At 68.7% G+C, this 15,025-nt stretch carries 13 protein-coding genes; all 13 read left to right on the forward strand.

The features are described from left to right. Nucleotide 1: 1 nt before the first annotated feature. From rsmH to A6A04_RS16390, 13 genes are read left to right on the forward strand one after another with little or no spacing between them, the layout of a single operon-like run. On the forward strand, nucleotides 2–964 hold the full coding sequence (rsmH, locus tag A6A04_RS16330; protein WP_068494770.1) for a 16S rRNA (cytosine(1402)-N(4))-methyltransferase RsmH: 963 nt from the start codon (nucleotides 2–4) through the stop codon (nucleotides 962–964). Next, nucleotides 961–1,548 carry a cell division protein FtsL gene (ftsL, locus tag A6A04_RS16335; protein ID WP_068494773.1) on the forward strand — a complete coding sequence of 196 codons (588 nt, stop codon included), beginning with the start codon at nucleotides 961–963 and terminating at the stop codon, nucleotides 1,546–1,548. Before rsmH ends, ftsL begins: the two co-directional genes overlap by 4 nt. Continuing rightward, a complete protein-coding gene (locus tag A6A04_RS16340; protein WP_068494775.1) occupies nucleotides 1,545–3,314 on the forward strand; it encodes a peptidoglycan D,D-transpeptidase FtsI family protein in 1,770 nt (589 codons plus the stop codon). Before ftsL ends, A6A04_RS16340 begins: the two co-directional genes overlap by 4 nt. Before the next feature lie 22 nt (nucleotides 3,315–3,336). Beyond that, nucleotides 3,337–4,752, forward strand: coding sequence for a UDP-N-acetylmuramoyl-L-alanyl-D-glutamate--2,6-diaminopimelate ligase (locus A6A04_RS16345; protein WP_245651253.1), 1,416 nt, complete (start codon nucleotides 3,337–3,339; stop codon nucleotides 4,750–4,752). Continuing rightward, nucleotides 4,749–6,143: a UDP-N-acetylmuramoylalanyl-D-glutamyl-2,6-diaminopimelate--D-alanyl-D-alanine ligase gene (locus A6A04_RS16350; RefSeq protein ID WP_068494779.1), complete on the forward strand. Its 1,395-nt coding sequence runs from the start codon at nucleotides 4,749–4,751 to the stop codon at nucleotides 6,141–6,143. Before A6A04_RS16345 ends, A6A04_RS16350 begins: the two co-directional genes overlap by 4 nt. 6 nt (nucleotides 6,144–6,149) lie before the next feature. Continuing rightward, complete coding sequence (mraY, locus tag A6A04_RS16355; protein ID WP_068494781.1) at nucleotides 6,150–7,238, forward strand: phospho-N-acetylmuramoyl-pentapeptide-transferase; 1,089 nt, start codon at nucleotides 6,150–6,152, stop codon at nucleotides 7,236–7,238. 7 nt (nucleotides 7,239–7,245) lie between these two features. Next, on the forward strand, nucleotides 7,246–8,607 hold the full coding sequence (murD, locus tag A6A04_RS16360) for a UDP-N-acetylmuramoyl-L-alanine--D-glutamate ligase (protein ID WP_068494783.1): 1,362 nt from the start codon (nucleotides 7,246–7,248) through the stop codon (nucleotides 8,605–8,607). Beyond that, nucleotides 8,604–9,737: a putative lipid II flippase FtsW gene (ftsW, locus tag A6A04_RS16365; RefSeq protein ID WP_068494785.1), complete on the forward strand. Its 1,134-nt coding sequence runs from the start codon at nucleotides 8,604–8,606 to the stop codon at nucleotides 9,735–9,737. The genes murD and ftsW overlap by 4 nt, the downstream gene beginning before the upstream one ends. Next, nucleotides 9,734–10,843, forward strand: coding sequence for an undecaprenyldiphospho-muramoylpentapeptide beta-N-acetylglucosaminyltransferase (murG, locus tag A6A04_RS16370; RefSeq protein ID WP_068494787.1), 1,110 nt, complete (start codon nucleotides 9,734–9,736; stop codon nucleotides 10,841–10,843). Before ftsW ends, murG begins: the two co-directional genes overlap by 4 nt. A 3-nt stretch (nucleotides 10,844–10,846) precedes the next feature. Further along, nucleotides 10,847–12,265, forward strand: coding sequence for a UDP-N-acetylmuramate--L-alanine ligase (gene murC, locus A6A04_RS16375; RefSeq protein ID WP_068494789.1), 1,419 nt, complete (start codon nucleotides 10,847–10,849; stop codon nucleotides 12,263–12,265). Next, complete coding sequence (gene murB / locus A6A04_RS16380) at nucleotides 12,262–13,185, forward strand: UDP-N-acetylmuramate dehydrogenase (RefSeq protein ID WP_068494791.1); 924 nt, start codon at nucleotides 12,262–12,264, stop codon at nucleotides 13,183–13,185. The genes murC and murB overlap by 4 nt, the downstream gene beginning before the upstream one ends. Beyond that, nucleotides 13,182–14,102, forward strand: coding sequence for a D-alanine--D-alanine ligase (locus A6A04_RS16385; protein WP_068494793.1), 921 nt, complete (start codon nucleotides 13,182–13,184; stop codon nucleotides 14,100–14,102). Before murB ends, A6A04_RS16385 begins: the two co-directional genes overlap by 4 nt. After that, nucleotides 14,090–15,025, forward strand: coding sequence for a cell division protein FtsQ/DivIB (locus A6A04_RS16390; RefSeq protein ID WP_068494796.1), 936 nt, complete (start codon nucleotides 14,090–14,092; stop codon nucleotides 15,023–15,025). Before A6A04_RS16385 ends, A6A04_RS16390 begins: the two co-directional genes overlap by 13 nt.

A 15,025-nucleotide genomic window follows, 5' to 3' on the forward strand; every position in this document is an offset into this window, starting at 1 on the left:
CATGGCCGACCAAGCCCATATCCCGGTCCTGCTGTCCGAAGTGGTCGAGGCCCTGGCGCCCCGCGACGGTGGCATCTATGTGGATGGCACCTTCGGCGCCGGGGGCTATTCCATGGCGGTGCTGAACGCCGCCCGCTGCACTGTCCACGCCATCGATCGCGACCCCGACGCGGTGGCGCGGGGGCGGGGGCTGGAAGCCGCCCGGGGCAGCGCTTTCGTCATGATCGAAGGCCGCTTCGGTGACATGGACGCGCTTCTGCGTGCCCGGGGTGTCAACCAGGTAGACGGCGTCGCCCTGGACATCGGCGTGTCCTCCATGCAGTTGGACGAGGCCGAACGCGGCTTCTCGTTCGGCAAGGACGGGCCGCTGGACATGCGCATGGAGCAGTCCGGCCCCAGTGCCGCCGATCTGGTCAACGGCACCGCCGAGGAGGCGCTGGCCGACATCATCTTCCGCTATGGCGAGGAGCGGCTGTCGCGCCGGGTGGCCAAGGCCATCGTCATCGCCCGCAAGGACAAGAAGTTCGAGCGCACCTCGGAACTGGCGGCGGTGATCCGCCGGGTGGTGCCCAAGCATGCCGACGGCATCGATCCGGCCACCCGCACCTTCCAGGCGCTGCGCATCGCGGTGAATGACGAGCTGGGCGAGCTGGAGCGCGGGCTGGCGGCGGCCGAGCGGCTGCTGGCTCCCGGTGGCCGCCTGGCGGTGGTGACCTTCCATTCCCTGGAAGACCGGGTGGTGAAGGGCTTCTTCAAGGATCGCAGCGGCGAGGCCGCGCGTCCGTCGCGCCATCTGCCCCAGGCGGCATCCGGCCCGGCCGCCAGCTTCACCCTGCTGCATCGCCGCGCCGTCAAGGCGGGGGCCGAGGAAACCCGCCTCAATCCCCGGGCGCGCTCCGCCAAGCTGCGGGCCGCCATCCGCACCGATGCTCCGGCCTGGGCCGGGCAAGGCAGGGCATCATGAAGCGCGGCCTGTTCGCCACCATCCTGTGGACCAGCGTTGCCGCCTGCATCGGCGTCTTCCTGTTCTTCGTCAAGCACGAGGTCAAGGACCAGGAGCGCCGACTGACCGCGCTCAACAGCCAGATCCAGAGCAACCAGGAAACCATCCATATCCTGCGCGCCGAATGGAGCTATCTCAACGATCCCACCCGCCTGCGCGCCCTGGCGGAAAAGCATCTCGGCATGCATCCGGTGAAGGCGAACGAGGTGGCCACCCTGGACTCGGTTCTGCGGAACGGCCTGCCCTCCACCATGCTGGCGGCGGCGACGCCACCCCGTCCGGTGCTGGCGCCTCCCAATGCCAAACCGGTGGAACCGCTCCACAAGCAGCCGGTCAAGCTGGCCGATGGTCCGTCCAGGCAGAAGCCGTCCTCCGAGGCGGCCAAGCCGACGCCCAAGCCGCAGCCGTCCAAGCCCGGCAGCGTCACCATGGCCAAGACGGAGACACCCCCGCCCACTGCCGCGCCTGCCCCCGCCACCGGGGGACGGGCCATCATCATCAAATCGCCGTCCCTGGCGCAGCAAAACGACGGGGGCGGCCGATGAGTCTTTTCCAGGCCAAGCGTCATCAACCCGGCTTCCATGCCGGCGACGATCTGCAGGCCGGGGCGGCGCTGCGGCTGGACGGCGTGCGCATGCAGGCCATCGAGACCGGCCGCTCCCGCCTGGTTTTCACCTCGCTGGTCTTCCTGCTGGCCTTCATCGGCATCGCCCTGCGCATGATCGATGTGTCGCTGTTCGACACCCGCCCGGCCAAGCCGACCGCGGCGCCCAGCGCCCGTTCCGACGGCCTGGAGATGGAACGGGCCGACATCTCGGATCGCAACGGCACCCTGCTGGCCTCGTCGCTGCCCACCATGTCGCTGTTCGCCGAGCCGGAAAAGCTGAAGGCGGCCAAGGTCGATGTGGAAGGCGCCGCCGCCCAGTTGGTGGCGGTGTTGCCCGATCTCGATATCGAGGAAACCATCGAGAAACTGTCCTCGGCCCGCAGCTTCGTCTACCTGAAGCGCAACCTGACGCCGCGCCAGCAATACGACGTCAACGCGCTGGGCATTCCCGGCCTGCAATTCGAGAAGGGCGAGCGCCGCATCTATCCCCACGGCAATCTGGTGTCCCATGTGGTCGGCATGACCGGCGTCGACAACAAGGGCCTCGCCGGGATCGAGAAGCGGTTCGAGAACGCCATCCGCGAAAGCCGCGAGCCGCTGGGCCTGTCCATCGACATCCGGGTCCAGACCGTGGTGCGCAACGAACTGGCCCGCGCCGTCCAGGAATTCTCGGCGGTGGGCGCCACCGGCATGGTGATGGACGTCCATACCGGTGAGATGCTGGCCATGGTCAGCCTGCCCGACTTCGATCCCAACGATCCGCCGCCGCCCACCGACCCGTCCATGTTCAACCGCGCCACCAAGGGCGCCTACGAGATGGGCAGCACCTTCAAGCTGTTCAACACCGCCATGGCGCTGGATTCGGGGCGGATCAACCTCAATTCCAGCTTCGACGCCACCAAGCCGCTGGTGTTCGGCGGCCACACCATCCACGACGACCATGCCCAGAACCGCTGGATGACGGTGCCGGAAATCCTGATCCATTCCTCCAATATCGGTTCGGCCCGCATGGCGCTGGACGTGGGCACCGAGGGCCAGCGCGCCTTCATGGCCCGCATCGGCATGCTGGCGCCGCCCGCCCTGGAACTTCCCGAGGTGGGCGCTCCCATGGTTCCCAGCCCCTGGCGCGAGATCAATACCATCACCATCGCCTTCGGCCATGGCCTGTCGGTGACGCCCTTGCAGCTGGTGAGCGGGGTCGCCACCTTGGTCAATGGCGGCGAATACCACCCGCCAACCCTGCTGGCCCGTGCTCCCGACGAGAAGATCTCGGGCATCCGCATCATCAAGCCGAAGACCTCGGACCAGATGCGCTCGCTGATGCGCATGGTGGTGACCGAGGGCACCGGCAAGAAGGCGGACGTGCCGGGTTACGAGGTGGGCGGCAAGACCGGCACCGCCGAAAAGGCGGGCCATGGCGGCTATCGCAAGAAGGCGGTGTTGTCGTCCTTCGTGGCGGCCTTCCCCATGGATGCGCCGCGCTACGCCATCCTGATCATGATCGACGAGCCCCAGGGCACCAAGGAGACCTATGGCTTCATCACGGCGGGCTGGACGGCGGCGCCGGTGGTCAGCCGGGTGGTGGCCCAGATCGCGCCCCTGATGGGGCTGATGCCCAAGACCGTGGTTCCGGCGGCCTCGCCGGTGGCCAAGTCCAATGTCAACACCTCCGGAAGGAGCCGGGAAGTTGCGGCGGTTGAGTGAAATGATGGGAACGACGCTCGCCATGGACGTTGATATCGCCGGGATTACCGCCGATTCCCGTGCCGTCGCGCCCGGATTCCTGTTCGCCGCCCTGTTGGGGACCAAGGCCGATGGTCGCGACTTCGTGCCCGCCGCGCTGAAGGCGGGCGCCTCGGCGGTCTTGGCGCCGGAAGGTTCCGACCTCGACCTGCCGCCCGGTGTCGCCCAGATCACCGATGCCAATCCCCGGCGCCGTTTCGCCCAACTGGCCGCCGCCTTCCATGGCGACCAGCCCAAGAGCGTGGTGGCGGTCACCGGCACCAACGGCAAGACCTCCACTGCCGTGTTCTATGGCCGCCTGATGGAGGAATTGGGCCATCACGCCGCCGCCATCGGCACGCTGGGCATCCTGGCGCGCGGTTGGGACAACCGGGGTGGCCTGACCACCCCCGATCCGGCGGCGCTGCACGACGCCCTGGCCCGTCTGGCCCACCTCGGCGTCAGTCATGCCTGCATCGAGGCCTCCAGCCACGGCCTCGACCAATACCGGCTGGACGGCGTGCGCCTGACCGCCGCCGCTTTCACCAATCTGACCCGCGACCATCTCGACTATCACGGCGACATGGAGAGCTATGGCCGGGCCAAGCTGCGGCTGTTCACCGAACTGCTGCCGCCGGGCGCGGTGGCGGTGATCAACATGGACAGCCCCGAGGCGCCGCGCTTCGCCGAAGCCGCCGCCGCCCATGGGCTGAAGGTTCTGGGCTATGGCCGGAACGGCGCCGAGCTGAGGCTGGTGGAGTCCTCGCCCCGTCCCTTCGGCCAGGAACTGCGCCTCGAGGTGTTGGGCCGCGCCGTCACCGTCGCGCTGCCCCTGGCGGGGGATTTCCAGGCCATGAACGCCCTGGCCGCCCTGGGCCTCGCCTTGGCCTCGGGGGCCGATGCCGAGGCCGCCACCGCCGCCCTGGAACGGCTGGACGGCGTGCCCGGCCGCCTGGAGCGGGTGGCGGAACGCGCCAATGGCGCCGCCATCTATGTGGACTACGCCCATACCCCCGACGCGCTGGAAACCGCCTTGCGCGCCCTGAAGCCCCATGCCCGGCGCCGTCTGGTGGTGGTGTTCGGCTGCGGCGGCGACCGCGACCCCGGCAAGCGGCCCCAGATGGGGGCGGTAGCCTGCCGTCTGGCCGACGCCATGATCGTCACCGACGACAATCCCCGCTCCGAGGACCCGGATGCCATCCGCGCCGCCATTCTGTCGGCTTGCTGCGGCGCCATCGAGATCGGCGACCGCCGCGAGGCCATCCGTATCGGCGTCGCCGGTTTGCAGAAGGGCGACGTGCTGCTGCTGGCGGGCAAGGGCCACGAGACCGGCCAGATCGTCGGTGCCAGCGTGATTCCCTTCGACGACCGCGAGGAAGCCCGCGCCGCCGTGCTTTGCGCCGATGGGAGGCTGTCATGAGCGAGCACTCCCCGCTCTGGACCAGCGCCGAAGCCGCCGCCGCCGTGGGCGGGACTCCCTCCGGCCTCGCCTGGGAGGCCTCGGGCGTATCCATCGACAGCCGCACCGTCCAGCCCGGCGACCTGTTCATCGCCCTGGCGGGTCCCAATCATGACGGTCATGACCATGTGGCCGCCGCCCTGGCCCAGGGGGCGGCCTGCGCCCTGGTCCATCGCCTGCCCGCCGGTGTCGCCAGTGACGCGCCGCTGCTGCTGGTCAAGGACACCGTCGAGGCGTTGTACGTCCTGGCCGCCGCCGCCCGCGCCCGCTGCCCGGGAACCATCGCCGCTATCACCGGCAGCGTCGGCAAGACCGGCACCAAGGAGATGCTGCGCCTGGCCCTGTCGCAACAGGGCGCCACCCATGCCAGCACCGGCAATCTCAACAACCATCTCGGCGCGCCGCTGTCCCTGGCTCGCATGCCCAGCGACACCCGCTTCGGCATTTTCGAGCTGGGCATGAACCATGCGGGCGAGTTGACCCCGCTCAGCCGTCTGGTCCGCCCCCATGTGGCCGCCATCACCACGGTGGAAGCGGTGCATATGGAATTCTTCGGTTCCACCGAGGCCATCGCCGAGGCCAAGGCGGAAATCCTGGACGGGCTGGAAGACGGCGGCATCGCCGTGCTGCCCCGCGACAATCGTCATTTCCAACTTCTGGCCGATGCCGCCGGCGGCCATGGGGTGCGCAGCTTCGGCAGCCATATCGAGGCCACGGCCCGGCTGCTGGATTGCGGCATCGATCCGGCGTCCACCGCCGTCTTCGCCCTGGTGCGCGATCGCGCCCTGTCCTATCGCATCGGCATTTCCGGCCGCCAGTGGGCGATGAATTCCCTGGCGGTGCTGCTGGTGGTCGATGCCCTGGGCGCCGATATGGATGCCGCCGCCAAGTCCCTTTCCGCCATGACCGCCCCCAAGGGCCGCGGCGAACGCCGCAAGATCGCCCTGGCCGATGGCAGCGTCGAACTGATCGACGAAAGCTACAACGCCTCGCCGGTGTCCATGCGCGCCGCCATCGCCACCCTGGCCTCGGCCAAGCCCGCCAAGGGCGCCCGGCGCATCGCCGTTTTGGGCGACATGCTGGAACTGGGCGAGACCGGCCCGGCCCTGCATGCCGGTCTGGCCGAAACCATCGACACCTGGACCATCGATCTGGTCTTTACCGCCGGTCCGCTGATGCGCCACCTGCACGACGCCCTGCCGGATTTCCGGCGCGGCACCCATGCCGAAACCTCCGACGCCCTGGCGCCCCTGGTGCGCCAGGCCATCCGCCCCGGCGACGTGGTGATGGTCAAGGGCTCGGCTGGCAGCCGCATGGGCCGGGTGGTCCAGGCCCTGGCAGAGGAGAAATAGGAAGCAATGCTCTACAACCTCCTCTTTCCGTTGGCCGACCAGATCCCGGTCTTCAACCTGTTCAAATACCTGACCTTCCGCACGGGTGGCGCGGTGCTGACCGCGCTGATCGTGTCGTTCCTGCTGGGTCCGACCATCATCAACTCCCTGCGCAAGTGGCAGAAGCAGGGCCAGCCCATCCGCGCCGACGGCCCGGAAAGCCATCTGCTGACCAAGAAGGGAACCCCCACCATGGGCGGTTTCCTGATCCTGATCGCGCTGGGCGTCTCCACCTTGCTGTGGGCCGATCTGCGCAACCAGTATGTCTGGATCGTGCTGCTGGTGACCCTGGGTTATGGCCTGATCGGCTTCCTCGACGACTATCTGAAGGTCTCGAAGAAGAACCCCAAGGGCATGCCCGGCAAGGCCAAGCTGGTGGGCGAGATCGCCATCGGCCTGGGCGCCGCCATCTGGGTGATGGCCTTGCAGCGCGAGCCGCTGTCGGGCGCCCTGGCGGTGCCGTTCTTCAAGACCGTGCTGCTGCAGCTGTCCTGGTTCTACCTGCCCTTCGCGGTGTTCATCATCGTCGGCGCCGGCAATGCGGTGAACCTCACCGACGGGTTGGACGGGCTGGCCATCGTGCCGGTGATGATCGCGGCCGGCGTGTTCGCCATCATCTCCTATCTGGTGGGCCACGCCGTCTTCGCCAACTACCTGCAAATCCACTACGTCATCGGTTCGGGCGAGCTGGCGGTGTTCTGCGGCGCCCTGGTGGGGGCCGGGCTCGGCTTCCTGTGGTTCAACGCGCCGCCCGCCATGGTGTTCATGGGCGATACCGGCTCGCTGGCCCTGGGCGGGGCGCTCGGCGCCATCAGCATCGTCACCAAGCATGAACTGGTGCTGGGCATCGTCGGCGGCCTGTTCGTGCTGGAAACCGTCTCGGTCATCGTCCAGGTGGCGTCGTTCAAGCTGACCGGCAAGCGGGTGTTCCGCATGGCGCCGCTGCATCACCACTACGAGAAGAAGGGATGGGCCGAGCCCACCGTGGTCATCCGCTTCTGGATCATCGCCACCATCCTGGCCCTGATCGGCCTGTCCACCCTGAAGCTGAGGTAGTCCGAGCATGATTCCGGTCCCCTTCCTCAAGGGCAAGCGCGTCGCGGTGATGGGTCTCGGCAAGTCCGGGACCGCCACGGCGCGCGCGCTGCTGGCCTCGGGGGCCGGGGTGATGGCCTGGGACGACGACGAGGGCGCCCGGCGCCAGGGCGCGGAAAGCGCGCTGCCCATCGGCGATCCCATGGTCAAGGATTTCACCAAGGCCGATCTGGTGGTGTGGAGTCCCGGCATTCCCCATACCCATCCCAAGCCCCATCCGGTGGCGGAGAAAGTGCGGGCGGCGGGCGTGCCGCTGGTCTGCGACGTGGAACTGCTGGCCCGCGCCTTGGCCGACCATCGCTTTCTGGGCGTGACCGGCACCAACGGCAAATCCACCACCACCACCCTGCTGGCCCATGTGCTGGAACGATCCGGCGCGCCGGTGGCGGCGGGCGGCAATCTCGGCACCGCCGCCCTGGACCTGCCGGTGCTGCCCGGCGACGGCCGCTATGTGCTGGAACTGTCCTCCTATCAGCTGGAACTGGTGGACAGCCTGAAGCTGTCGGTGGGCATCCTGCTCAACATCACTCCCGACCATCTAGGGCGGCATGGCGGCATGGCGGGCTATGTGGCGGCCAAGCGCCGGATGTTCGACTTCCTGACTCCCGGCGGTGTCGCGGTGGTGGGCGTCGATGACGGCGCCTGCAAGTCCATGGCTGCCGAACTGGCCCGCCTCGGCGTCCGGGTGGTGCCGGTCTCGGTCAGGGAGGCCCTGGCCGATGGCGTGTCCGCCCCTGACGGCATCCTGCTGGACAATGGCAAGCCGGTCTGCGACCTGAAGTCCTTCCCCCGCCTGCCCGGCGCCCATAACTGGCAGAACGCCTGCGCCGTCTACGCCGCCGCCCGCGCCGACGGCATTGCCGCCAAGACCATCGTCGCCGCCTTCGAAAGCTATCCCGGCCTAGCCCACCGTCAGGAACTGGTGGCCGAGGTCGACGGCATCGCCTGGATCAACGATTCCAAGGCCACCAATGCCGACGCGGCCGAGAAGGCCCTGGTCTGCTACGACCATGTCTACTGGATCATCGGCGGCCAGGCCAAGGAAGGCGGCATCGCTTCGCTGGAACAGCATTTCGGCCGGATCGAGCACGCCTTCCTGATCGGCGAGGCCGCCGAGTCCTTCGCCGCCACCCTGGAGGGCAAGGTCCGCTTCACCCGCTGCGGCACCCTGGCGAAGGCGGTGGCCGCCGCCCGCAATCTGGCGGTGTCCGACGCCATCCCCGGCGCGGTGGTGCTGCTGTCGCCCGCCTGCGCCTCGTGGGACCAGTTCAAGTCGTTCGAGCATCGCGGCGACAGCTTCCGCGAGCTGGTCATGGAGTTCGCATCATGACCATCAGCTTCGGACGCACAGATACCTCGACCCTGGGCCGCTGGTGGTGGACGGTGGACCGCTGGACCATCGCCGCCCTGTTCCTGCTGGTGGGTGTCGGCCTGCTGCTGACCATGGCCGCCAGCCCGGCGGTGGCCGAGCGCATCAATGCCCAGAGCAGCTTCCACTTCGTGCGGCGCCAGTTCATGTTCCTGGCCCCGGCCCTGGTGATCATGATCGGGGTGTCGCTGTTCAGCCCCAAGCAGATCCGCCGCATGGCGGTGATCGGCCTGTTGGGTTCCATCGTGCTGCTGGCGCTGGTGCCGCTGCTGGGCGCCGAGATCAAGGGCGCCAAGCGCTGGCTCAATCTGGGGCCGCTGTCCATCCAGCCGTCGGAATTCGTCAAGCCCATGTTCGCGGTGGTGTCGGGCTGGATGTTCGCCTCGGCGCGCATCGAGGAAGGTTTCCCCGGCCGTCTCATCGCCACCGGCCTGTTCGGATTGGTGGCGGTGCTGCTGCTGATCCAGCCCGATGTGGGCCAGACCGCCATCGTCACCGCCATCTGGGCCACCCAGTTCTTCCTGGCCGGGTTGTCCATCGGCTGGGTGATCGGACTGGGTCTGGCGGCGCCGCTGGGCGCGCTCGGCGCCTATTACGCCTTCCCCCATGTCCAGAACCGAGTCGCCAAGTTCCTCGATCCCGCCGGCAATGGCGGCTATCAGGTCGAGACCGCCATGAAGGCCTTCAAGAACGGCGGCCTGTTCGGCAAGGGGCCGGGCGAGGGCCGGGTCAAGTTGTCGCTGCCCGACGCCCATACCGATTTCATCCTGGCGGTGGGCGGCGAGGAATTCGGCGTGGTGCTGTGCCTGCTGGTGGTGGCGCTGTTCGCCTTCATCGTGCTGCGCGGCTTCTCGCGCGTGCTGAAGGAAGACAATCTCTTCGTGGTGCTGGCCACCGCCGGGCTGCTGGTGCAGTTCGGTCTGCAGGCCATGGTCAACATGGCCTCGACCCTGCGCATGATGCCGCCCAAGGGCATGACCCTGCCCTTCATCTCCTATGGCGGCTCGTCCATGGTGGCGCTGGCGCTCGGCATGGGCATGGTACTGGCGCTGACCCGAACCCGCTACGGCAGGGAGGGCCACGACGCATGAACGCGCCCTTGATCGCCCTGGCGGCCGGTGGTACCGGCGGCCACGTCTTCCCGGCCGAGGCATTGGCCTCGACCTTGTTGGAGCGCGGCTATCGCCTGGCGCTGATCACCGATAAGCGCGGTGCCGCCTATGGCGGCACCCTGGGCAGCCTTGAGACCCACCGCATCTCGGCGGGCGGCATCGCCGGGCGCGGGCGGCTGGCCAAGCTGCGCGCCATGGCGGAACTGACCATCGGCGTGTTCCAGGCCCACGGCCTGATCAAGCGCATCATGCCCGCCGCCGTGGTCGGCTTCGGCGGCTATGCCTCGGTGCCGGGCATGGTGGCCGCCGTGCTGGGCGGGGTTCCCACGGTGATGCACGAACAGAACGCGGTGCTGGGCCGCGCCAACCGCCTGCTGGCGGGCAAGGTGGCGCGGATCGCCACCTCCTTCGCCGAGGTCGAGCACATCGACGCCCGGCTGGCGGCCAAGCTGGTCCATACCGGCATGCCGGTGCGCGCCGCCATCGACGCCCAGCGCCATGTCCCCTATGCCCCCATCACCGGTGACGGCCCCATCCATCTGGTGGTGCTGGGCGGCAGCCAGGGGGCGCGGATTCTGTCCGAGGTGGTTCCGGCGGCGCTGATGCGGCTGCCCGAGAGCCTGCGGCGGCGTATCCGCATCGCCCAGCAATGCCGCCCCGAGGATTTGGAGGCGGTGGGCAAGGCCTATGAGGGCAGCGGTATCGACGCCACTCTGCAAAGCTTCTTCTCTGACGTGCCCGAACGGCTGGCCGGTGCCCATCTGGTGATCGCCCGGGCCGGTGCCTCGACGGTGGCGGAGCTGACCGCCCTGGGCCGCCCCGCCATCCTGGTGCCCTATCCCTTCGCCATCGACGACCACCAGACCGCCAATGCCCATGCGGTGGAGGACAGCGGCGGCGCCTGGCTGATCGGCCAGGACGCCTTCACCGCCGAAACCCTGTCGGCCCGCCTGGACTCGCTGCTGGGCCAGCCCGAGGCATTGACCCGTACCGCCGAATGCGCCGCCCGCGCCGGTCGCCCCGACGCTGCAGCCCGTCTCGCCGATCTGGTGATCGGTCTCATCCCCGCCGACAGGAGGCTCTGACCCATGCGCCACATGCCTCTCTCCATCGGCACCATCCACTTCGTCGGCATCGGCGGCATCGGCATGTCCGGCATCGCCGAAATCCTGCACAACCTGGGCTACGCGGTCCAGGGCAGCGACATCGCCGACAACTACAACGTGGAGCGGCTGCGCAAGAAGGGCATTCCCGTCCATATCGGCCATGCCGCCGAGGCGCTGGGCGAGGCCCGCGTCGTGGTGGTGTCCTCGGCGGTCAAGCCCGACAATCCGGAAGTTCTGGCGGCCCGGGCCAAGCTGGTGCCGGTGGTGCGCCGCGCCGAGATGCTGGCCGAGCTGATGCGCCTGAAAGCCGCCATCGCCATCGGCGGCACCCATGGCAAGACCACCACCACCTCCATGATCGCGGCCTTGCTCGACGCCGCCCATATGGACCCCACCGTGATCAACGGCGGCATCATCAACGCCTATGGCACCAATGCCCGGCTGGGGGCCTCGGACTGGATGGTGGTCGAGGCCGACGAGAGCGACGGCAGCTTCATCAAGCTGCCCAGCACCGCCGTGGTGGTGACCAATATCGACCCCGAGCACATGGATTATTACGGCAGCTTCGACCGGCTGCGCGACGCCTTCCGCACCTTCGTCGAGAACATCCCGTTCTATGGTTTCGCCGCCATGTGCATCGACCATCCGGAAGTGCAGGCGCTGATCGCCAAGGTGCCCGACCGCAAGATCGTTACCTATGGCTTCAGCCCCCAAGCGCTGGTGCGGGCCTGCAATCTGCGCACCGGTCCCGATGGCGCCCGCTACGACGTGATCATCACCGACCGGGTGACCGAGCGGGTGCGCTGCATCGAGGATATCCACCTGCCCATGTTCGGCGAGCACAACGTGCTGAACTCGCTGGCCGCCGTGGTCTGCGCCGACCAGCTGGGCCTGCCCAACGACGTGGTCAAGAAGGCGCTGGGCGGCTTCGCCGGGGTCAAGCGCCGCTTCACCAAGACCGGCGAGGCCAAGGGCGTCACCGTGATCGACGATTACGGCCATCATCCGGTGGAGATCGCCGCCGTGCTCAAGGCGGCCCGCAGCGCCACCACCGGCAATGTGATCGCGGTGGTGCAGCCCCACCGCTACACCCGCCTGTCCAACCTGTTCGCTGAATTCTGCACCTGCTTCAACGACGCCGACACCGTGGTGGTAGCCGATGTCTACGCGGCGGGCGAGAGCCCGATCAAGGGCTTCGACAAGGCCGGGCTGGTCAAGGGATTGCAGGAACACGGCCACCGCCACGCCGTTCCCCTGGCCGGGCCGAAGGAACTGGCGCCGCTGGTCAACACCCTTGCCCGACCGGGCGACATGGTGGTCTGCCTGGGGGCGGGCAACATCACCGGCTGGGCCCATGCCCTGCCGGGCGAGCTGGCAATTCTTCCGGAGCCCGCTGAATGATGGTCAAGCGGCGCACCCATGACTGGCGCGACGGCCTGCCCCCGGTTCGGGGGCGGATCGGCTTCGACGCGCCCATGGCGCCCTATACCTGGTTCCGGGTGGGTGGACCGGCCGAGGTGCTGTTCCGCCCCGCCGACCTGGACGACCTGACCGCCTTCCTGGTGGACCTGCCGCCGGAGATACCGGTGACCACCATCGGGGTGGGCTCCAACTTGCTGGTGCGCGACGGCGGTGTGCCCGGCGTGGTCATCCGCCTGACCGGCCCCTTCGCCGAGATCGCCGTCAGCCAGAATTCCATCACCGCCGGGGCGGGCGCCCTGGACCTGACCGTGGCGCGAGTGGCGCAGGAAGAGGGCATTGCCGGGCTGGAATTCCTGTCGGGCATTCCCGGCACCATCGGCGGCGCGCTGCGCATGAATGCGGGCGCCTTCGGCACCGAGATGAAGGACGTCACCGCCAGCGCCGAGGCGCTGGACCGGTCCGGCCAACTGCACATCCTGACCCTGGACGATCTGGGCTTCACCTATCGCCATTGCGCCCTGGACGACGCCTGGATCTTCCTGGCCGCCAGCCTGAAGGGCCGGGCGGGCAAACCCGCCGAGATCGCGGCCCGCATGAACGAGATCAAGGCGGGGCGCGAGGAGGCGCAGCCGACCCGGGCGCGTACCGGCGGTTCCACCTTCGCCAATCCGCCGGGTCATTCGGCCTGGAAGCTGATCGACGCCGCCGGATGCCGGGGGCTGGTGAAGGGCGGCGCGCAGGTCTCGGAGAAGCATTGCAATTTCCTGCTCAATCTCGGCGAAGCCACCGCCGCCGATATCGAGGATCTGGGCGACGAGGTGCGGCGCCGAGTGATGGAAACCAGTGGCATCGAGCTTCGCTGGGAAATCCAGCGCATCGGCATGAGGAAAGAGTCATGAGCCAGGCAAAGCGCGTCACCGTCCTGATGGGGGGAGCCTCGGCCGAGCGCGACGTGTCCCTGCGGTCCGGCCAGGCCGCCGCCAAGGCGCTGGAGAAGGCGGGATACGCAGTCACCCTGGTGGATGCCGGGCGCAATGTGCTGGAATTGGCCCGCGCCATCGAGGAAACCCGGCCCGATGTGGTGTTCAACGCCCTGCATGGCCGTTTCGGCGAGGATGGCTGCGTCCAGGGCGTGCTGAATCTGCTGGGCATTCCCTATACCCATTCCGGCCTGCTGGCCTCGGCCGCCGCCATGGACAAGGCCTTCGCCCGCTCCATGTTCGAAAGCGCCGGAATTCCGGTGGCCAAGGGCGTCGTGGTGCGCAAGGGCGATTCCTCGCCGCTGCCCCGTCCCCATGTGGTCAAGCCGCTGAACGAAGGCTCGTCAGTGGGGGTCTATATCCTGCAGGCGGGCGACAACCGCGATCCGCTGGCCGACTGGCCGTTCGAGGCCGATGTGGTGCTGGTGGAGGAATTCGTCCCCGGCCGCGAACTGACCGTGGCGGTCATGGGCGACAAGGCCCTGGGCGCGCTCGAGATCACCTCCGATCGCGGCTTCTACGACTACGAGGCCAAGTATGCGCCGGGCGGCTCGCGCCATATCATGCCCGCCCCCATTCCGGCGGCGGATTATGCCGAGGCCTGCCGCCTGGCGGTGGAGGCCCATCGGGTGCTGGGCTGCCGCGGCGTGTCGCGCACCGACCTGCGCTACGACGATACCGTGCCGGGCCGTCCGCCCCGGATGATCGTGCTGGAGGTCAATACCCAGCCGGGCATGACCGCCACCTCCCTGGTTCCGGAAATCGCCGCCCATGCGGGCATCGACTTTCCGGCCCTGGTGCGGTGGATGGTGGAGGAGGCGCGATGCGACGCATAAGCGCCAGCGACATCGTCATCACCGCCGACGACCGGCTGCCGGGTTCCGCCCCGCCATCGCCGAAGCCGCCGCGCCAGCCCGCCGCCAAGCGTCAGCCCAAGCGCAAGACGGCGCGCTGGCGTCTGGACCTGTCGCCGTTGCAGAAATTCGCCGCGCTGGGCGTGGCGGTGACCGCCGTGCTGGTGACCGGCGCGGTGATCTGGCATTCGGGGCGGCCGCAACGCCTGGCGCGAGACACCGCCGCCGCCGCCCTGTCCCTCAGCGCCGATCTGGGGCTGCGCATCACCGACATCACCGTATCGGGTCGGCGGCGCACCCCCACCGATCAGGTGGTCACCGCCCTTGCCGCCCATCACGGCGATCCCATCCTGGGCCTGGACATCTTCGCCGCCCGTTCCCGGCTGGAGGCGCTGCCCAGCGTGCGCGCCGCCGCGGTGGAACGCCGTCTGCCCGGCGCGGTGCATGTCTCCATCGTCGAGCGCCAGCCGGTGGCCCTGTGGCAGACCGAGGGCCGCTTCGTGCTGGTGGACCGCGACGGCCACCGCATTCCCGGCGCCATCGAGGGCTTCGAGGACCTGCCGCTGATCGTCGGCGATGGCGCACCCCAGCGCACCGACGAGTTGTTCGCGCTGCTGGCCGCCGAGCCGGAACTGGCCGGGCGGGTCAAGGCCGCCATCCGGGTGGGCAACCGCCGCTGGACCGTCAAGCTGGACGATGTGGAGCGCGGCCTGGAAGTCCGCCTGCCCGAGCTGGATACCCCCCAGGCCTGGCGTCGGCTGGCCGAACTGGAGAAGAAGCGGGGCCTGAGCTCGAAGCAGGTCACCATGGTCGATCTGCGGGTACCCGAGCGCCTGATCCTGAAAAGCGATCCGCAGCAATCGGCCGAGCGCCGACCGGTCGCCGAGCCAGGGAAGGAGGACTGA

This window comes from Paramagnetospirillum marisnigri, from assembly GCF_001650715.1.
GTDB lineage: Bacteria > Pseudomonadota > Alphaproteobacteria > Rhodospirillales > Magnetospirillaceae > Phaeospirillum > Phaeospirillum marisnigri.